This window comes from Rhizobium sp. 05N49, assembly GCF_056396805.1.
On record NZ_JBFTME010000008.1, the window covers coordinates 262,195 to 281,643 of the forward strand.

General features: G+C 61.4%; 17 protein-coding genes. 11 read left to right on the top strand and 6 right to left on the bottom strand.

Annotated elements, in window-relative coordinates; translation table 11 throughout:
• Positions 1-28: 28 nt before the first annotated feature.
• Together AC1DF8_RS18365 and AC1DF8_RS18370 are read right to left on the bottom strand one after the other, a co-directional pair.
• Positions 29-499, bottom strand: a complete 471-nt coding sequence (locus AC1DF8_RS18365) for a RidA family protein (protein ID WP_478154374.1) — start codon at positions 497-499, stop codon at positions 29-31.
• The gene (locus tag AC1DF8_RS18370; RefSeq protein WP_113204082.1) at positions 493-1,218 is read right to left on the bottom strand and encodes an SDR family oxidoreductase; all 726 of its coding nucleotides are present in this window, start codon (positions 1,216-1,218) and stop codon (positions 493-495) included. Before AC1DF8_RS18370 ends, AC1DF8_RS18365 begins: the two co-directional genes overlap by 7 nt.
• Before the next feature lie 658 nt (positions 1,219-1,876).
• On the opposite strand from AC1DF8_RS18370, the gene AC1DF8_RS18375 reads away from it, so the two are divergent.
• Positions 1,877-2,347, top strand: coding sequence for a nuclear transport factor 2 family protein (locus AC1DF8_RS18375; protein WP_112547038.1), 471 nt, complete (start codon positions 1,877-1,879; stop codon positions 2,345-2,347).
• A 203-nt stretch (positions 2,348-2,550) separates the two neighbouring features.
• Here AC1DF8_RS18375 and AC1DF8_RS18380 read toward each other — a convergent pair whose 3' ends face one another.
• The 3 genes from AC1DF8_RS18380 to AC1DF8_RS18390 all read right to left on the bottom strand — a co-directional run bounded on the left by AC1DF8_RS18380 (position 2,551) and on the right by AC1DF8_RS18390 (position 6,677).
• A complete protein-coding gene (locus AC1DF8_RS18380) occupies positions 2,551-3,585 on the bottom strand; it encodes an LLM class flavin-dependent oxidoreductase (protein ID WP_478154375.1) in 1,035 nt (344 codons plus the stop codon).
• A 173-nt stretch (positions 3,586-3,758) separates the two neighbouring features.
• On the bottom strand, positions 3,759-4,808 hold the full coding sequence (locus AC1DF8_RS18385) for an alpha/beta fold hydrolase (RefSeq protein ID WP_478154376.1): 1,050 nt from the start codon (positions 4,806-4,808) through the stop codon (positions 3,759-3,761).
• Between the two features lie 1,053 nt (positions 4,809-5,861).
• Positions 5,862-6,677, bottom strand: coding sequence for an N-acyl homoserine lactonase family protein (locus AC1DF8_RS18390; RefSeq protein WP_478154377.1), 816 nt, complete (start codon positions 6,675-6,677; stop codon positions 5,862-5,864).
• 601 nt (positions 6,678-7,278) lie between these two features.
• On the opposite strand from AC1DF8_RS18390, the gene AC1DF8_RS18395 reads away from it, so the two are divergent.
• The 10 genes from AC1DF8_RS18395 (at position 7,279) to AC1DF8_RS18440 (ending at position 19,013) form a co-directional block, all read left to right on the top strand.
• On the top strand, positions 7,279-7,977 hold the full coding sequence (locus AC1DF8_RS18395) for a type 1 glutamine amidotransferase domain-containing protein (protein WP_113015231.1): 699 nt from the start codon (positions 7,279-7,281) through the stop codon (positions 7,975-7,977).
• A 228-nt stretch (positions 7,978-8,205) separates the two neighbouring features.
• Positions 8,206-9,255 carry a LacI family DNA-binding transcriptional regulator gene (locus AC1DF8_RS18400; protein ID WP_478154378.1) on the top strand — a complete coding sequence of 350 codons (1,050 nt, stop codon included), beginning with the start codon at positions 8,206-8,208 and terminating at the stop codon, positions 9,253-9,255.
• A gap of 4 nt (positions 9,256-9,259) precedes the next feature.
• Positions 9,260-10,225 (top strand): ABC transporter permease, encoded by a 966-nt coding sequence (locus tag AC1DF8_RS18405; protein WP_478154379.1) that lies wholly within the window; start codon positions 9,260-9,262, stop codon positions 10,223-10,225.
• Entirely contained in the window at positions 10,225-11,127 is a 903-nt protein-coding gene (locus AC1DF8_RS18410) for a carbohydrate ABC transporter permease (protein WP_113204077.1), read from the top strand. Before AC1DF8_RS18405 ends, AC1DF8_RS18410 begins: the two co-directional genes overlap by 1 nt.
• A 32-nt stretch (positions 11,128-11,159) precedes the next feature.
• Positions 11,160-12,587: an extracellular solute-binding protein gene (locus tag AC1DF8_RS18415; RefSeq protein ID WP_478154380.1), complete on the top strand. Its 1,428-nt coding sequence runs from the start codon at positions 11,160-11,162 to the stop codon at positions 12,585-12,587.
• On the top strand, positions 12,577-13,782 hold the full coding sequence (locus AC1DF8_RS18420) for an ADP-ribosylglycohydrolase family protein (RefSeq protein ID WP_478154381.1): 1,206 nt from the start codon (positions 12,577-12,579) through the stop codon (positions 13,780-13,782). Before AC1DF8_RS18415 ends, AC1DF8_RS18420 begins: the two co-directional genes overlap by 11 nt.
• Before the next feature lie 15 nt (positions 13,783-13,797).
• The gene (locus AC1DF8_RS18425) at positions 13,798-15,897 is read left to right on the top strand and encodes an ADP-ribosylglycohydrolase family protein (protein WP_478154382.1); all 2,100 of its coding nucleotides are present in this window, start codon (positions 13,798-13,800) and stop codon (positions 15,895-15,897) included.
• Between the two features lie 19 nt (positions 15,898-15,916).
• Entirely contained in the window at positions 15,917-16,966 is a 1,050-nt protein-coding gene (locus AC1DF8_RS18430) for an ABC transporter ATP-binding protein (protein ID WP_478154383.1), read from the top strand.
• A complete protein-coding gene (locus AC1DF8_RS18435; protein ID WP_478154384.1) occupies positions 16,963-18,180 on the top strand; it encodes a CaiB/BaiF CoA transferase family protein in 1,218 nt (405 codons plus the stop codon). The genes AC1DF8_RS18430 and AC1DF8_RS18435 overlap by 4 nt, the downstream gene beginning before the upstream one ends.
• On the top strand, positions 18,177-19,013 hold the full coding sequence (locus AC1DF8_RS18440) for an HpcH/HpaI aldolase/citrate lyase family protein (protein ID WP_478154385.1): 837 nt from the start codon (positions 18,177-18,179) through the stop codon (positions 19,011-19,013). The genes AC1DF8_RS18435 and AC1DF8_RS18440 overlap by 4 nt, the downstream gene beginning before the upstream one ends.
• A 216-nt stretch (positions 19,014-19,229) precedes the next feature.
• Here the strand turns inward: AC1DF8_RS18440 and AC1DF8_RS18445 are convergent, their stop codons facing one another.
• Positions 19,230-19,424, bottom strand: a complete 195-nt coding sequence (locus AC1DF8_RS18445) for a hypothetical protein (protein WP_478154386.1) — start codon at positions 19,422-19,424, stop codon at positions 19,230-19,232.
• Between the last annotated feature and the right edge of the window lie 25 nt (positions 19,425-19,449).

Here is a 19,449-nt window from a genome sequence, read left to right on the forward strand (position 1 = left end):
TCCATTCAGGTTGTTGCGAACGATGTCGCTAGGATTCGATCTCGAGCACGAGTTCGATTTCGACCGGCATTCCCAACGGAATGCTGGAGACGCCGAGGACGATGCGGGGCGGAACCGACGACGCGCCAAAGACATCCCGCAGAAGCTCGGATGCTCCGTCAGCCACCTTTGGGTGTTCCTGGAAATCGCTGGGCGATGCGATGTAGACGCCGAGCTTGGCGATACGGGTGATCTTGTTCAGCGACCCCAGGTGGGCTTTCGCCGTGGCGAGCCCGCTGAGGCAAGCAGCACGGGCGGCGTCGTATCCTTCAGGAACCGAAAGACCCTCGCCGATGCGCCCGTGGTAGATGGCCTCGTGTCCGATCACAGGGAGCATGCCGCTGAGGAAGAGAAGCGGGCCGACCTGGACCGCCTCGACATAGGCGCCGAAAGGTGTTGGCGGGGGAGGGAGCTCGATATCAAGTTCCAGCAATCGTGCGTCAGCGCCAGGGACTACCATTTTCCAAGATGTGCGCCGTTGTCGACGTGCAGCACCTCCCCGGTGATATTGGTGGATTCCGTCAGATAGACGACGCCGTTGACGATCTCCTGGACGGCGGTGATCGTGCCCATTGGCGAGAGAGACTTCAGAAAGTCCTTCGGATCCATTTCATGCATCGGCGTGTCGACGATGCCGGGAGCAACGGCGTTCACCCGGATATTGTCCTTGGCGTACTCCATCGCGAGACTCTTCGTGACGGCATTCAGGCCGCCCTTTGTGATCATGGCGAACGACGCGGTCACGCCGGCGATCGGGTGGTCCGTCAGCGAAGTCGTTATCGTGACGATGCTTCCGCCCGATCCCTGGCGGAGCATTTGCCGGATCGCGTGCTTGGTGAAATGAACGAATCCTTCGACATTCGTCGCGGTAAGCTGCCGAAGGTCGTCGATCGTGTATTCGAGGAATGGCTTGGTGAAAAAGATACCGGCATTGTTCACCAGCGCGTCGATCGATCCGAAGCGTTCGATCGCACGTTGGGCCACGCGTTCGGCGGTCGCCGGATCGCCCACGTCGCCATCGACCAGTTCCAGGTATTCCATCGTGTCGGCCAACAATGCCCGAGTGGCGCGTCGCGACGTGCCGACGACATTGTAGCCTCTCGCGATGAACGATCTGACCAGTCCGGCCCCGATCCCCTGCGACGCGCCGGTGATCAGGATTGTCTTACGCGTGCTCATTTCGCACCTCCGTTTTTGGACACACGGGATTCCTCGCCCGCCGACGCACGGTGGGCTCGCCAGGATCTTCAAGGTCATGTCTCTGCTGTTGCGGACAGGAACGATCGTCGCCAGCCGCCGCAACGACACCATCTCGCGGATTGCTGCGTCTCACTATTGTACGAAGGTGTCCCCGATACCTTTGGATCGGGTCTCAGATATGAGGTGCAATAGACCCGCCACATGCACTGATCTATCACGGTTCGACCTCAGCAATGGGATGGTGTCTGAGATGACTGGCCGGCCAGTCAGACGCACTCTCGATCTTTCGGCATCAGGTTTCCGATCATCCAGGCGCCTGTGGTGCGTGCCAGGACCATCGAGATGGCGATCGCTGCACGGCAGGCTGGCGAACTAGGCTCGCTGGCGAGTGCGCAGCTGACTGTGAACTTCTTCGCTCTGCAAACGCCTCCCGTGGACGCGGTCGCTCAGATGCGATGGAGGGCGATAGGTTTGCGCCGACACCATCGTACAATGGATTACGCCACTATCGCCGCGCATGCTGCCTTCGTCGGCACGGTAACTGAGTGTGAGGGGCAAGTTCTCTCCTTCCGCAAGGCGACCGACTGCCAGCAGGTCGGCGTAGCTTGCCAAACGAATCCGGAAAGAGGTTTTCGACATGAACGAACGTTTCGAGGAGATCACGGGCGCGGAACAGAAGGCAGGGGATGGTGGCCCCCTGGATGCGCTGATCGAATTCTACAGGGCATTTAATTCGGCCGATATGGCGGGCCTGGAAGGGGTCTGGTTCCCCGGGGAGACTCCGAGCATGGACAACCCTATCGGTGGGATCCGTCGCGGCTGGAATGAGATCGCGGGGGGCTATGCCAAGCTGTTCGGTGGCGCCGCCACAGTGAACGTCACGTTCCACGACTTCACCAGCCAGGGCGGACGAGAGTGGCATCTCTTCGTCGGTCGCGAGCGGGGCAAGTGCCGCACCGCCAGCGACAGTCTGGATGTCGCCTTCCGCACAACCCGCTGGTTCGTTCGGATGGACGGCGCCTGGAGGCAACTCCATCATCACGGCTCCGTCGAGGATCCACAGATGCTAGCAGACTATCAGAAGCTGATTTTCGGCAGCAGCAAATGATCACAGCGTCAGCACGGATGCGGCTCTGTGATCGCGTATGATTGTCTTGACCAAAGGCCGAAACAACGTCGGTTCATCACGCCGGAGTCTGGATCGCCTGTGGGAACGCGTTGGCGCTTCCATCAGAAGGTTTCGACCCATCCTATCGGTGATCTGGCGGCGCTCGTGGCTTCCCTTGAAGCTCGCGTCGTTTGATGGCCCAGCTAAGGACGTTGTCCACGAACGAGAGGCGCGACATCAGTGCCGAGAAACTCGATAGAGCGGCGCATCGCCTCGGTCTCCAGGGCAGCGGTGCTCATCTGGAAGGTGATGCGAGAGACGCCGCGCAAGGTCTCGTTAATATGCAGGATTTTGGCCGCAACCGTCCGCGGGCTGCCAACCAGGAATGCGCCGTTCGGACCGCACATCTGCTCGAACTGGGCCTTCGTCGGCGGCGGCCAGCCCCGTTCCCGTCCCGCGTCGGAGAACATTTGAAACCAACCCGGAAAGAACGCTTCCCTCGCAGCCGCGTCCGTCTCTCCAACAAAGCCGAGGGCATGGACGCCGACCTTCTGGCCCTGCCGCGGATGACCCGCGGCATCCCATGCGCGGCGATAGAGATCGACCAGAGGCAGGAACCGCTCGAAGCTTCCGCCGATGATGGCGACCATCAACGGCAAACCGAGTGTTCCAGCTCGGACGAAGGATTCGGGTGTGCCCCCGACGCCCAGCCAGATTGGCAAATTCGGCTGGTGTGGACGGGGAAACACACCCTCGCCATTAATCGCAGGACGAAAGCGACCCTGCCATTTGATGTTGGGTTGCTCCCTGATCTTCAGCAACAGGTCCAGCTTTTCCGCGAACAGCGTATCGTAGTCCCGCAGGTCGAATCCAAACAACGGATACGCCTCGACCGAAGAGCCACGACCGACCACGATTTCAGCTCTTCCGCCGGATATCAGATCCAGTGTGGCAAATTCCTGGAAGAGCCGCACGGGATCGGCGGCGCTGAGGACTGCAACGGCGCTTGTCAGCCGGATCGACTTCGTGCGTGCCGCGGCGGCCGCAAGGATGACGGCCGGGGCTGAATCGAGCGCGTTCTCTCGATGGTGTTCGCCCATTCCGAAGACATCGAGGCCGACCTGATCTGCGATTTCGATCTCCGCAAGCACGCTCTCCATGCGATCGATGGCTGACTGCAATCGCCCCGTGGCGGGGTCGGTCAGGAGCATTGCAAAACTATCGATACCGATTTCCAATGTCGGATCCTTTCAAGGTGACGTTTCCGCTGGGCGCAAGTTGGGCGATGCACAGCGACAGATACGCGCCTTTCATCCTACTTCCGCCAGCGCCGCGCCACCCTCCTTATTAGGATGATCTTGATCGATAAATTCGATGGGTGCTTCCCACGTGAAGGGGCGCTGAGTTCCCGTCATGCCCAGGCATCGACGTCCATCACTGCCTGCGCGAAGGCGTCTGGCGCTTCCTGCGGAAGGTTGTGGCCAATCCCACCTGTGATCAGACGGTGTTCATATCTTCCCCTGAACTTCGCGGCGTAGGTCTTGGGATCCGGATGAGGTGCCCCGTTTGCGTCGCCTTCGAGCGTGATTGTCGGGACCGATACGTCTGGGGCCTTGGCGAGCACGGCCTCGTATTCGTCGAACCGGTCCTCGCCGGGTGCCAGTCCGAGACGCCATCGATAGTTATGGACGACGATCGCCACATGGTCGGGATTGGCGAGTGCAGCGGCGCTTCGCGAGAACGTTTCGTCGTCGAACTTCCAATGTGGGGAGGCGAGCTGCCAGATAAGCCTGGCGAAGTCGTTCGTGTATTTCTCGTAGCCTTCGCGACCGCGATCAGTGGCGAAATAGAATTGATACCACCACTGAAGTTCGGCGGTCGGCGGCAGTGGCGCCTTTCCGGCAGACTGGTTCCCGATCAGATAGCCGCTGACCGATACGAGGGCTTTGCAGCGTTCCGGCCAAAGAGCCGCGACTATGTCGGCTGTCCGCGCTCCCCAGTCGAAGCCTGCGATCGTAGCCTGCTTGATCCCTAGGGCGTCCATCAGCTTGATGATATCGACTGCAATTGCGGCCTGCTGGCCGTTGCGTTTCGTCTCCGCCGATAGGAAGCGCGTGCCCCCGTAACCCCGCAGGAAGGGCACGATGACGCGGTGCCCTCGGTGGGCAAGGAGAGGTGCGACCTGCGCGAAGCTGTTGACGTCGTAGGGCCAGCCGTGCAGCAGCAAGATTGGTGATCCAGTCGCCGGTCCTATGTCGGCATAAGAGACGAACAAGTCTCCTGCCTCGATGCCCTTGTTTGCTTCGAGAGTGGCTCCGTCAGCAGCTGTCGGTATATCCACACCCGTGGTCGCCTGAGATGCTTGGGTCGTCTTTTCGCCGAGGACACCCGTCGCGGCAATAGCGAGTGCAACGCTGCCGAACGATCGACGTGTGAGATTTGCGGGTACGAAATTGAACATTGCGCCGGTCTCCGATGGTCATTGCTTATCCTGGGTTAAGGCTGCGCTCTCGATCAGGATTCCGAGAGTGTTTGCGCTGGCCTTTCGTACCGAGATCTGCTGTCGATCCGTACCCGGAAACATTGAGGCTGGCCCATGCAGAGCGCTATTGCACGATGGTATCGCCTATAAAAACGTATCGCCTATACCAAGGTACAAATGCCTTCCTGACAGTTCGCCGACATAGTCTCGGTCGAAGCCGGCGGTTGCGATCAACCGCGGCCAAAAATCGGGAGCAGATGATGATCTACCGCGCTGCTAGTTCAAGCCTTCCGCTTGTTGTGATCGTAATTGCCATGGTGGCGATCGTCGGGGTTCTGATTGCCATCGGCGATCGGCCAGCACCGACCCGTGTCTGGGTACCTTCCGCTTCCGTTGGTTCCGGAGCGACCGCCGCTGTGTCGGACCCAGTTTGAGCTGCCAAGGGAAAAACAATCATGCCAAGCCCAATCGATAGGCCGTGTCTTCGCCCGCTCATGCCGGAGGAGGTGTCGTTGGCCGCAGACGTCCTGAAGGAGTACTGCGAAGCTCGACGTTGCAACAGAAAAAGCGAGGAAGCGGAGGCCGTGGCACGGGATATTATTCGCTGGCTCCAGACCGGAGTTCCAAGCCGGGAGCGGCTTCAGGAAGTCCTCAGAGCAAGATATTAAGACCGCTCATGCCGCGCGTTTGCTGACCTGGGACGGTAGCGGTCAGCAAGGCTCACAGGCACGCCACCGTTTGTCACGTCGAAGACCACCTCCGCGCCTGGAAATGCGCGATACAAGCGTGGGTGTTGACATACCGAGTGCAAATGACACTTCACCATTGAGTCAGATGCTCGACAGTGTGCCGCCAAGTTCGATGTGTGACACTGGCGATGAGTGGTATCCCGGTCATGCGAAATGTAGGGAGATCACCATCGTGCGGGGGGCGAGATCATGTCCACGTCCAGAGGATGGACGCCGGACGTGCCTGCGGTCGCCCGCGGCCATTGCTGATCAATCTGCGCGGGATAAGCGGAATCGCTGTTCTTCAGTCGTAAAAGTCTGGAAGAACCTTCAATGTATCCGTCTGCCGTTTATCGTGGTTTATGAACATCGTCGCATTGTACTGCTTCATCAATTCCCGCACGCGATCCATCGAGGCGATCGACTTTGCTTTGTCGACGTTGAGTGCGGGAACGATGTCATCGTCGAAATTGCTCTCGAAATGCACGACGTCGCCCGAGAGAACCACGTACCCTGTCTTGGCCAGGTGAACCATGAGTGACTGGCTGCCGGGAGTATGGCCAGGCGTTGAAATGAGCCTAACGCTTCCATCGCGAAAAAAGTCGATGTCACCAGTGACGAGTTCTAATCGCCGAGGTTGGCCAAGCAACTTCCTTGCAAGGATTACAAGCGTGTTGATGTTGGGATCAGCCGGGGGAGGCGAGTTTATCCAGTCGTACTCCGCCTTCTGCATAACAACGGTGGCGTCCGGGAACAGGCCGATATTTCCGATATGATCGCCGTGCGTGTGTGAAACAAGGACGTATTTTACATCTGCCGGGGTCAGCCCGATCTGCGCGAGCTGCGACGATATCGTCTTGTCAAGATGGTAGACGATGAGACTGGGAAGTGTGGACCAGCCGTTTGGATCGTCAATGGTGGCTTCAGGCACCCCGGTGTCCCAGATGAGTATATCTGAGCCGTGCTTTATCAGATAGCACGTCGATGAGAATTCGATGGACTTGCCTACGTTCTGACCGGGTGTCCAGACAGACTCATCGTTCGCCAGGGAGTGACCACAGTCAATGTGGTACAGTTTATCTATTGTCCCTGTTGGTGTGGCGCCGTCTTCAGCCAGCATGGCGCTTCCCGGCATAGCAAACAGAGCAGCGGCTGCGAACATTGCTGTTGGACGAGATCTCATGCCAGTTCCTCCAGAATTTAATGATACGATGATCCAACGGAACACAACGAGCACCAGGCGCGCAGCGGCCCCGCAGTCCTGCGAGAGCAGCAGGCGCTTCAGTCGATTAGGAGCTGGAGAGCCTTTGCCTGTTCCGAATTTTTGCCCAGCCAGAATGAGGGCGACGCGTCAGAGGTAAACGGTTCAATCGCTCGCGGTAAGTGAACTAAGGTATCGATTGTTGCTGCCCGCTGGCGGCCAACAGTGTTGTTGCGAACATACGCCCGCACCTAGCAATGACGGCGCTGATTGCTTCCGTTCATGCGAAGGCCCAGTTGAGAAACAGACGCGTTCTCGTCACGCATTGGGATAGTGAATAGAAGGGTCGCCACGGTTCCCCGTCATTCGCTTCGGCTGATAACCGTCCGCGGCGTCCTCGCCGGTCATACCAATACCAACGTGTCGGCGATACCATGGTCCAAGTGTGAAATGCCTCGATCCCCAGTAGTCCTTGTGTGCAGCTATTCTGCTGTTGGACAGAACTGGATGGAGCTGAACAATGAAGATCCTCATGGTATTCACCTCTCATGACATACTCGGAAGCACAGGGCGCAAGACAGGCTTCTGGCTCGAAGAGGGCGCCGCCCCGTATTACGTCTTTCGCGACGCCGGAGTCGATTTGACGCTGGCGTCACCCAAGGGCGGTCAACCGCCGATCGACCCGAAGAGCGATCTGCCGGAGAACCAGACGCCTGCCATGACGCGGTTCAAGCACGACGAGGCTGCGCAAAGGGTGTTCGCGACCACCACCAGGTTAAGTGACGTGCGCTCTGACGATTTCGACGCTATCTTCTATCCTGGCGGTCACGGTCCCATGTGGGATCTGGTTGACAACCCCGTGTCCATCAAGTTGATCGAGTCCTTCTACAACAACGGTAAGCCCGTCGCGGCGGTCTGCCACGCGCCCGCCGTCTTGCACCGCGTAACCTATAAGGGCGCTCCGATTGTCAAGGGCAAGCGGGTGACCGGCTTCACCAACGGTGAGGAAGAAGAAGTGCAACTCACGAAGGTCGTACCGTTCCTGGTTGAGGACGAACTCAAGCGGCTCGGCGGTCTTTACGAGAAAAAGGCAAACTGGGAGAGCTTTGCGATCACCGATGGCAGGCTGATCACGGGACAGAATCCGGCATCGTCGACCGCCGGAGCCGAGGCCCTCGTTACGCTTCTCACAAGTCTAAAGGCCGGTGTCGCTGTATAGCCGGACATTGACGAGGAAAGGCCGGGAGATGAGTATCTCACGGCCTCCAAGTGATTTGAATGGCTACGTGCCGCTTCGCGGGTGGGCAGACGCTGCGGCAATCCTGGTGAATGCAATTGCCGTCTTTGTCCCATTGGCCGTCCTCGGCATTGCAAATCTCAATTTTTGTGGTAACGTTCCCACATATCGGCTCTGGCCGTGTTGCTGTCGCGCGAATGGAGGAGGCCGATGGAGAAGAAGCCTCTGCGGAGGGCAACCATTATCGATGTGGCAGAGCGGGCCGGTGTTTCAAAGAGCACCGTTGCGCGCGTGCTGGCCGGTTCGGGGCGGATCTCCGACGAGGCGCGCGATAGCGTGCTGAAGGCGGTCGCCGCCACCGGTTACGAGCCCAATCATCTCGCCGTCGGCATGCGCTCCGGGCGCAGCGGCCTGCTCGGCATCGTCATTCCCGATATTACCAACCCGTTCTGGGCAGAAGTTGCGCGCGGCGCTCAGGACCGGGCGGCGAAGGACGATATCTCGCTTCTCGTCTTTTCCTCCGACTGGGATGAGCAAAAGGAGGCGCGCCATCTGCGGGCGCTGCGTCGCGCGCGCGTCGATGGTGCCATCATCAATCCTGTGGCCGACAGTTTCGACGATCTTGGGCGTTTCGGCTTGCCATTCGTGCTGATCGGCTCCAGCGCCGAGCGCTTCCCTGATACGTCGAGCGTCGGTTCCGATATTCCCCAGGCGGTGCGCCTTGGCATGGACGTGCTGACGGCGCGCGGTCACGCGGCGCCGGCGCTGCTGCTCGGCCCGCGTTCGCGTCTGGCCCGCGCCCGGTTTCTGCGCACGGTGCACGAACATTGCGTCGAGCGTGATTTCGATCCGGCTCTGCTGCCGATCGAGGAGGCCGAATATACGGTCGAGGGCGGGCGGCAGGGCATGGCCCGGCTGCTGGAGAGAAGAGGCCCCGGCCATCTGGCCGTCTTCGCCGCCAACGACCTCATGGCGCTCGGCGCCATGATGGCAGTGCGCGAGGCCGGCCTGCGCTGCCCGGAAGATGTGTCGATCCTCGGTTTCGACGGCATCCCGGCCGGCGCCTTTTCCTGGCCGGGCCTGACCACGATCGAAAAGCCCGGGCGGCTGATCGGCGTTCGCGCCGTCGAATGTCTGCTCGATGAAATTGCCGGCCGTCCCGAACACGGCCGGGTCTATATGCCATGCCGGCTCATAGAGCGAGGATCACTCGCCAATCTGTCGGTTCCGGCACCCATAAGGGTGGCGGCAGGGAGGTAATGCCATGACCGTAAGCAACAATATGCCGATGTCACTTGTGACGTCCAAAAGTGGGAACGTTCCCGCAGTTCGTCGAAGCCGACTCGGCAAGGGCATCCGCCAATGGTGGCCCTATTATGTGATGATGGCGCCCGGCCTCGTCTTCTTCCTCATCTTCCATTACCTGCCGATCTGGGAAGCCAAGATCGCCTTCGAGCAGCTGCGCATCATCGGCCCGAACCTCTGGGTCGGCCTCAAGCATTTCCAGACGCTGTTTGGCTCGGCGATCTTCTGGCAGGTGCTCGCCAATACGCTGATCATCTCGACGCTGAAGATCATCTTCGTCTTTCCGGTGCCGATCGTCGTCGCCCTGCTGCTGAATGAAATCCGTGGCGGCTCCCTGCGCAAGTTCATCCAGTCGGCGATCTACCTGCCGCATTTCCTGTCCTGGGTGGTCATAGCAGGCGTCTTCATCGCCGTGCTGTCGCCAAGCGATGGCGCGGTCAACGACGTGCTCGGCGTCTTCGGCATGCAGCCGGTCTCCTTCATGACCGATACGGGCTCGATCCGCTGGGTGCTGGTATTCTCGGAAATCTGGCGCTCGGCCGGCTGGGACAGCCTGCTCTATCTCGCCGCCATCATCGCCATCGACCAGGAGCTTTATGCCGCCGCCGAGATCGACGGCGCCAATCGCTGGCAGAAGATCCGCTACGTCACCATTCCCGGCATCGTGCCGACGATCGCGACGCTCTTCATCCTGAATGCCGGCATGTTCCTCAATGCCGACCTCAATCAGGTCATCAATTTCTCCAATGACGTCGTGCGCAGCAAGATCGATATCATCGACACCTATGTCTACCGCATCGGCCTGCAGACCGGCGAATATTCGCTGGCGACGGCAGCAGGGCTGTTCAAGGCCGTGCTCGGCATGCTGATGATCGTCGGCGCGCACCTCCTCTCCAAACGCCTGACCGGCAAGGGAGTGTGGTAATGGCCGCCCTCAACATCCGCCGCACGCCGCTCGAACGCGCCGAATATGCGATCATCGTCTCGACGCTGCTCTTCCTCGTCGTGCTGACCGTGCAGCCGCTCCTCAACCTGCTTGCCATCTCGCTCTCCGATCCGAGCGAGGTCGCCGGCATGAGCGGTCTCACCGTACTGCCGAACGGCTTCTCGACCGATGTCTGGGGCCTGCTTCTGAACAATCCGGCGGTGCTGCGCGGCGTCGTCAATTCGATCTTCATCACGCTCGTCAGCAGCTTTCTCGGCGTCGTCTTGACGGCGCTGATGGCCTGGGCGCTGTCACGTCCCGGCCTGCCCGGGCGGCGGGTCATCTTCGTCCTCATGCTGGTCACGATCGTCTTCGATCCCGGCATCATTCCCGATTACCTCGTCAACAAGCGTCTCGGCCTGCTCGACAGCTACTGGTCGGTCATCCTCTTCAAGCTGGTCAATGCCTGGTACCTGATCATCCTGATCCGCTTCTTCGAGGAAGTGCCGAAGGAACTGCTTGAGGCGTCCGAGCTCGACGGCGCCAATCCCTTCCAGATCTTCTGGTACGTGGCGCTGCCGCTTGCGAAGTCCGCACTCGCCACCATCGCGCTCTTCTATTTCGTCTTCCACTGGAACGAGTTCTTCCGGGCGATGATCTATCTCAACGACCAGTCGAAATGGCCGCTGCAGGTGGTGCTGCGCCAGTTCGTCGTCGAGGGCGACAAGCTCGCCATGGTCGGCGTCGACAATTCCAACAATTACACCGGCGCTAGCCAGATCAATATCCGCGCGCTGAAGGCGGGCATGATCCTGCTCACCATCGTGCCGATCCTGGCGATCTATCCACTCATTCTGAAGTTCTTCACCAAGGGCACCATGAGCGGTGCGCTGAAGGGCTGAGACACGAAACCAAAGCATATAAGGAGGAAATCATGCTTGGGAGAATGCTTCTGGGGGCCATGACAGTCATGGCGCTGACGGCGGGAACCGCCATTCCCGCTCTTGCCGATCCGGTGACGATACGTGTCGTTTCCAAGGATCTGCTGACCACCAATCCTGACGACGTCAAGCTCGTGAAGAAATACGAGGAGGCGCTGAAGGCCAAGGGCACCGACATCCACATCCAGATCGTCGATCTTCCCTCTTCGGGTTATGCCGACAAGCTGAGCGCCATGCTGCTCTCGGGCGATATTCCCGATCTCATCTATTTCCAGGGCGGCGACGCCAAGATGGCCGAGCAGGGTGTTCTCGAGGACTGGAACAACTGGCTGCCGAAGACGACCTATCTGAAGGACGCGCTCTTCCCGCACAATGTCGAGCGCCTGAAGAACTATCCCTACCTGCTCTACGTCTATCCGCCGCGCATTCCCCAGCCGGTCATCCGCACCGACTGGCTCGCAAAGAGCGGTGTCGCTGCCCCGCAGACGGTCGATGATTACGTCAAGCTCTTCACGGCCATCAAGGACGGCGATTTCGACGGAAACGGCAAGGCCGACACCTATGGTGTGACGACCGCCGACAATACGCAGGAACTCGATTCCATCTTCAACCAGGCCTTCGGCGTGACCGGCACCTGGATGAAGAACGACGCCGGCGAATGGATCGCGGCGCGCACCTCCAAGCAGGAGAAGGACAAGATCGCCTTCTACGCCTCGCTGAAGGAGAAGGGCCTCTACGATCCGGAATACATCACCACCAAGTGGGACGTGAAGGAAGACAAGTTCTATTCCGGCCGCGCCGGCGTGGTCTTCGGCTCGTCGGCCGAGGTCATCGATATCTATGGCGGCAAGATGCGCCAGGCCCATCCCGACCAGAACCCGACGCTGACGCTGCTTGCGCCGCCCAAGGGTCCGGCCGGCCAGGGGCTGATCGCGCTCGACGTTTCCAAGGAAGCGCGCGGTCTCGCGATCGCCACGACCTCCGAGCACAAGGAAGAGGTCGTCAAGCTGCTCGACTTCATCGCCAGCCCCGAGGGCCAGGCGATCGAACGCCTCGGCTTCGAGGGTGAGCAGTACACGAAGGACGGCAACACCATCAAGACGACCGACAAGATCGCCACCTGGTATGCGCGCTTCCTCGTCGCCGCCAACTGGCAGCCGCCGGTGCAGTGGATGAGCGACGCCGCGCAGGGCTCGCTGAAGACGATCGCTGCCAACTTCAAGCCGGACAACGCCTTCGTCTGGCCCGCAGACTACGCCACCGACATCGACGCCACGGAAAATGTCTACCGGGCCTGGGTCTACAAGTTCATCTCCGGCGAAGCCAAGATGGATCAGTGGGACCAGTTCGTGTCCGAATGGAACAGTGCCGGCGGCGAACACATGACCGAATATGCAAGGACGGTACTGAATGGCAAATGATGCAAAGGGGCTCTCCCTCAAGGGACGGGTCCGTGCGCTTCTCTTTGGCGTCGCCTATGGCGACGCCCTCGGGGCGCCGGTCGAAAAACTCTCCGCTGCCGAAATCCGCGAGCGTTACGGCAGGGTCACCTCGCTCGATACCGAATGGCACCGCATGAGCCAGAGCGAGAGCGCCCGCAACGGCCGGGTGCGCGGCAGCGGCATCGTCACCGACGATACGCTGATGACGCTCTGCCTCATGTCGATCTATGGCGACGTCAAGCGCCATGTCGATGCCTGGGATATGGCCTCCGGCATGGTGCGCGAGATCGCCTGGACGCCGCGCTGGGTGCCGGAACTGCAGCGCGAGGCGATGCTGATCGAGCGCCTTTTCTATCCCGAAAAATGGATCTTCCAGCGCCACCAGCTGTCGAATTGCGATCCGCGTCAGGGCGGGATCGGCAATATGGTCAATTGCGGTGCCGCCATGTATATCGCGCCCGTCGGCGTCGTGAACGCCTGCAATCCAAAGGCTGCCTATGACGAGGCGATCGCCTTTGCCTCCGGCCACCAGCAGAGCTTCGGCCTCGAAGCCGCCGGCGTTCTGGCCGCTGCCATCGCGGCCGCTTTCGTGCCGGGCACGACGCTCGATGCCGTCATCGATGAAGCGCTTGCGGTTGCCAAGGATGGCACGCGCGCTGCCATCGCCGATATCGTCGATGCCGCCCGCATCCTCAAACATGCCGACTACAAGACCGTGGTCGATGAGTTCCAAAAGATCATCGCGCGCTATTCGCCGATGGGCGACAACGTCAATCACACCGCCCAGAAGGCCGGGATCGCCTCCGACGCCTATCAGCCGTCGCGGCTGAACGCGATCGAGGAACTGCCGCTGGCGCTCGGCTTTGCCATCGTCAACGACGGCGATTTCTACAAGACCATTCAGGACGGCATCAATTCTGGCCGCGACACGGACTCGATCGGCGTCATGGCCGGCGCGATCCTCGGCGCCCTGCACGGCGAAAGCGTGATCGACGCGGCCGCTGCCGCGCAGCTCGACCGGGTCAACAGGCTTGATCTCTTCACGTCTGCCGATGCCTTCACCGAAACGGTCATCGCGATCCAGACGGCCGAGCACGCGCGCGATGCCGCCAAGATCAGGGCGCGCAATAGGCTCCTCGGCCTTGCGGATCAAACCCAGCTTGAACGCCTATAAATTTTGGACAGGACGATGTTGAACACCACTGAGATTTTCGAACGCATTTATTCCGGCTTCATCGGCAAGGCGATCGGCGTGCGGCTCGGCGCCCCCGTCGAGCCCACCATCTGGAGTTATGACCGCATTCGCGGCACCTATGGCGAGGTCACCGAATATCTGCGCGATTTCAAGAATTTCGCCGCCGATGACGATACCAACGGTCCGGTCTATTTCATCCGCGCGCTGCGCGATTACGGGCTCGGCGCCACCGCCGAGGATGTCGGCAAGACCTGGCTGAACTACGCGGCCGAAGAGCACGGCATGTACTGGTGGGGCGGCTTCGGCAATTCCACCGAACATACCGCCTACCAGAACCTGCGCGCCGGCATTCCCGCCCCGCAATCGGGTTCCATTGCCCAGAACGGCACGACGGTTGCCGAACAGATCGGCGGCCAGATCTTCATCGACAGCTGGGGCTGGATCCATCCGGGTGAACCTGAAAAGGCGGCCGACGCCTCCGCACGGGCGGCAAGTGTCGCCCATGACGGCGAGGGGCTGAACGGCGCCCGTTTCTGCGCTGCTGCCATCGCCCAGGCCTTCGTCGCCAAAAGCATCGAGGAGATTATCGAAACCGGCCTTTCGACGATCCCGGCAAGCTCGCTCTATGCCCGGGTTGCCCGCGCTGTCCTCGCCTTCCACAAAGACAATCCCGGTGACTGGCGCGCCTGCCGCGACATGCTGACGGCCGAGTGGGGTTATGATCGCTATCCCGGCGTCTGCCACATCATTCCGAATGCCGGCGTCGTCTTCATGGCGCTGATCTACGGCCAGGGCGACCTGCCGCGCACCGCCGAGATCGCCACCATGGCCGGCTGGGATACCGACTGCAATGCCGGCAATGCCGGCGCGATCGTCGGCACGTTCCAAGGGGTGCAGCCGGGCTGGGACAAGTACCGCAAGCCGATCAACGATTTCGTCGTCGCCTCCGGCGTGACCGGCACGATCAACGTCGTCGATATCCCCTCTTTTGCCCGCGAACTCACCGTCCTTGCACTGCGCCTGCAGGGCAAGGAGCCGCCGGCGCTCTGGGTCGAGGATTTCGAACGGCGCGGCGTGCGCTTCGATTTCGATGCGCCGGGTGCCACCCACGCTTTCCGCACCGAGCCCTTCAACCAGATCGCCGTCAAGGCTTCGAACGAGCGCCATACGGACGATGCCAGGGGCTCGCTGGAAATCCTGCTCGATCGGCTGGAGCGCGGGCAGGGCGGCCGCATCTTCTGGAAGCCTTTCTATCGCCGCTCCGATTTCGACGACGAGCGCTACCGGCCGATGTTCACGCCGCTTGCCGATGACGGCCAGACGGTCAGGTTCAAGCTCTGGCTCGACCCGTGGAATGGCGACGGCCATCTGCGCGTCGCCCCCTATGTCCGCCGCGCCATGACCGGCACGATCGAGGAGACCGGCGCCTGGCACGTTCCCTCAGCCGAGGGCTGGCAGGACTATGAATTCACCATTCCCGATGGCAAGGGCGAGGCGATCGACGAGATCGGCATCCTCGTCGAATATTTCGGCCGCCTGAAATTCCTCGGCCGTCTCTTCCTCTCGGAATTCTCCGTTTCCGGCAAGGGCCGCACCGTGATCGACCCGGCTAAGGAAGTGCTGGAATGGGGCGGCATCACCCGCTTCACCTGGAACCGCGGCCACTGGAGCCTGCAGCAGGGCCGCATCCATGCCCATACGGCAAGCGACGCCGATGCCTGGACCGGCAATGCCTATCTGCGGGATGTGAGCGTCAACGCGGATTTGAGACCGCTCTCCGGCGCTTCGCATCTTGTGGTGGCCCGCGCGCAAGGGACCAGCCGCTTCTATGCCGGCGGTTTCCAGAATGGCGAAGCGGTGATCCTGGCCGAAAACCACGGCACGACCATCCTGGCGCGGGCGCCCTTCAAGGCGGAATACGGTCGCGACTATCAGGTCAATCTGACGGTCACCGGCGACAGGCTCGCCCTGTCGATCGACGGCAGCCTGGTTCTCGAAGCCGAGGATCAGACATTCGGCTACGGCATGGCGGGCCTGCGCATGGCATCGGCTGGCCGCATGTCGATCGGCCGGCTCGAGATCGTCGAGCTGTAACGCCAAGGGGAGGAAGAACATGTCGGAGATCGAACTCAGGAATGTCGGCAAGAGCTACGGCAGCGTTGCTGTGCTCAACGATATCTCGCTGGATATGGGCGACGGCGAATTCGTCGTGCTCGTCGGCCCCTCGGGCTGCGGCAAGTCCACGCTCTTGCGCATGATTGCCGGACTGGAGGATATTTCCGCCGGCGAGATCACCATCGGCGGCAAGGTCGTCAACGACATGCCGGCCAAGGAGCGCGACATCGCCATGGTCTTCCAGTCCTATGCGCTCTATCCGCATATGAAGGTCGCCGAAAACATGAGCTTCGCCCTGAAGCTCGCCGGCGCCCCGAAAGCGGAAATCCGCAAACGGGTCGAGGAGGCCGCCGGCATCCTCGGCCTTGAAAAACTCCTGGACCGTCTGCCGCGCGAGCTTTCGGGCGGTCAGCGCCAGCGTGTCGCCATGGGTCGTGCCATCGTGCGCGATCCGCGTGCTTTCCTGTTCGACGAACCACTCTCCAATCTCGATGCGAAACTGCGCGTCAAGATGCGCAGCGAAATCAAGAAGCTGCACCAGCGCCTCGGCAAGACCACGGTCTACGTCACCCATGACCAGACCGAGGCGATGACCATGGCCGACAAGATCGTCGTGCTGAACGGCGGCAAGGTCGAGCAAGTGGGTGCGCCGCTGACGCTCTACCACGATCCCGCCAACCTCTTCGTCGCCGGCTTCATCGGCTCGCCGGAGATCAACCTGATCCCGGCGACGGTGGGACAAGGGGCGGCTATGACGGATAGCGGTGTCGCGTTGCCGCTGACAAACCCGCTGCGGCCGGGCACGGAAATCGTCTACGGCATCCGTCCGCAACATATCACGCTTGCCACAGATGGGGTGCCCGGCCGGATCAGCCTCGTCGAGCCGACCGGCGAGGACCAGGAACTCGTGGTCGACATGGGGGGCGAAGACATTTCCGTCGTCGTTCACGGCGGTCGGCTGCTCTCGGCCGGGCAGGATGTGAAGCTGTCGATCGATATCGACAAGGTGCTGCTGTTCGACAGGGCAACCGGCGGGCGCATCCGATGACGGGACATTCCGAAAGACAGTTCGACCCTGCAGCGAAAGGCCCGCTTGCCGGCATCCGCGTGCTCGACCTCTCCCGTCTCGTCGCCGGCAACATGCTGTCGCTGCAGCTTGCCGATTTCGGCGCGGATGTGGTGAAGATCGAGCCGCCGTCAGGCGATCCGCTACGCGACTGGAAGGATGACGGCCACTCGCTCTACTGGAAGACCTATAGCCGCAACAAGCGCTCGGTCATGCTGAACCTGCGCGAGAAACCGGCCATGGACGCGCTCTGGGCGCTGATCGAGACGGCCGATGTCTTCATCGAGAATTATCGTCCCGGTACGCTGGAAGAAATGGGGCTTGCCCCTGACGTCCTCCATGCCCGCAATCCCGATCTCGTCATCGTGCGCATTTCCGGCTTCGGCCAGACCGGGCCTTATGCCCAGTTTCCGGGTTTCGGAACGATCGTCGAGGGCATGAGCGGCTTTGCCTATCGCACCGGCTTTCCCGATCGCGAACCGGTGCTGCCGCCGCTCGCGCTCGCCGATATGATCGCCGGCGTCTATGGCAGTTCGGCAACCGTCACGGCGCTTTTGGCCCGCGACCGCGGCCTGTCGCGCGGCCAGGTGATCGATCTCTCGCTGCTGGAGCCGATGTTTTCGGTGCTCGGGCCGGAAGCGGCGATCTACAAGGTCACCGGCAAGGTCAAGGAACGCGTCGGCAGCGCCTCGAATACCGCCGCGCCCCGTAATGTCTATCGCTGCCGCGACGGCAAATACGTCGCCCTCTCGGGATCGACACCGCAGGTCGCCCGCCGCATCTTTGACATTATCGGCCGCAGCGACATGAACGAGGATCCGCGCTTTGCCACCAATTCGGCGCGCGTGAACAATCGCGTGCTGGTGGATGAGGCGGTGGGCGGCTGGTTTGCCGGGCATGATCATGACGAGGCATTGCAGATCATGCGCGATGCCGGCGCCACCGTCGGCCCGATCTACAGCATCGCCGATGCCGCTGAAGACGAGCATTTTTCCGGACGCGAGATCATCGTCGATGCCGAGGATGCCGAATTCGGCAGCCTGCCGATGCACAATATCGTTCCCCGTCTTTCTGAAACGCCAGGCGTCTGGCGCCGGCCGGCACCGTCACTTGGTCAGCATACGGCGGAGGTGCTTGCCGAAGCCGGCCTCGACGCCGCCGCGATCGACGCCATCGTGAAGGGAAGTGGCGCATGAGGTTTCGTTCGCTCCTCTATGTGCCCGCCTCCTCCGAACGGTTCATCGCCAAGGCGCATGAGCGTGGGGCAGACGCGATCATTCTCGATCTGGAGGATTCAGTCGCACCCGCCGAGAAGGAGGCCGCCCGCGCAAGGCTAACCGAGGCCGTCGCCTCCGTCGGGCGCAATGGCGCGGTTGTCTTCGTGCGCATCAATTCCGAGCCAGAATTGCAGATGCCGGATGCCGAGGCCGCCTGCCGGGCCGGCGCCTTCGGCCTATATGTCGCCAAGACGCGCTCGCTGAGCCGCCTGCATCTCCTCGCCTATCACCTGCAGACACTGGAACGCGAACTCGGCCGCGAGCAGATGTGGTTCGTGCCGCTCATCGAGGATGCCGCCGCCGTGCTCGATGCGCGCTCCTTCGCCGGCTGCCAGCGGGTTCTTGCCCTTGCCGCGGGCGGCGAGGATCTGGCTGCCAGCATGGGCGCCGAACCGCTGCCGGACGTGCTGCGCCTGCCGAAGCTGATGGTGCACATGGCGGCAAAGGCGGAGGGCAAGCTCTCCTTCGGCACGCTGACGACGGTCGCTGACTACGGTGATCTCGAAGCGCTCGACGCCGCGGCGCAGGAGGCCAGGCGCCATGGTTTCGACGGGGCGAGCTGCGTCCATCCTTCCGCCGTCGCCATTCTCAACGCCGCCTTTTCACCAAGTCCGGAAAGGCTTGACTGGGCGCGCCGTGTCATCGAGGCTGCCGAGATCGCGGGGTCGGCCGGCAAGGGCGCCATTTCGCTCGACGGAAAGATGATCGACGCGCCTGTCGTCGCGAGGGCGCGTGCGCTGCTGTCTCAGTGATGCTGGCATGCGGGATCAAGCCCAACCGGGAGTGCGATATGAACGGCAGGAACGAAAAGACCAGGCCAGCCAGCGCAACGCCAGTGGGCCGTTTGAATGGAAAAACGTCGGGCCGTTGTGTCGGTAAGCGACAGTGGCGAGACGGCTACGGGTTTGCCTCTATGTGGTGCAAAGAACCTCGCACGCTGATCCGGTTCGGGCCGACAGCCGCGAGGCTCAGCTTCGCCAGCTCGACGCCGCGCCTACGTTGACAGAAGCAAGATCGTCGCCGAACTGATGAAAAGTGGTGCCGGTCGCGAAGCGCTGAACGAAGCCAAGCAAATAGGGGGAGCGGTCGAGGAACGCTTTGGTCGAACTGATCCGCTGGATTTCGCTGAGCAGCTGACGCGGGCGGGGCTCGACCGGCCGCACGATATCCGGCGCATACGTGAATCGT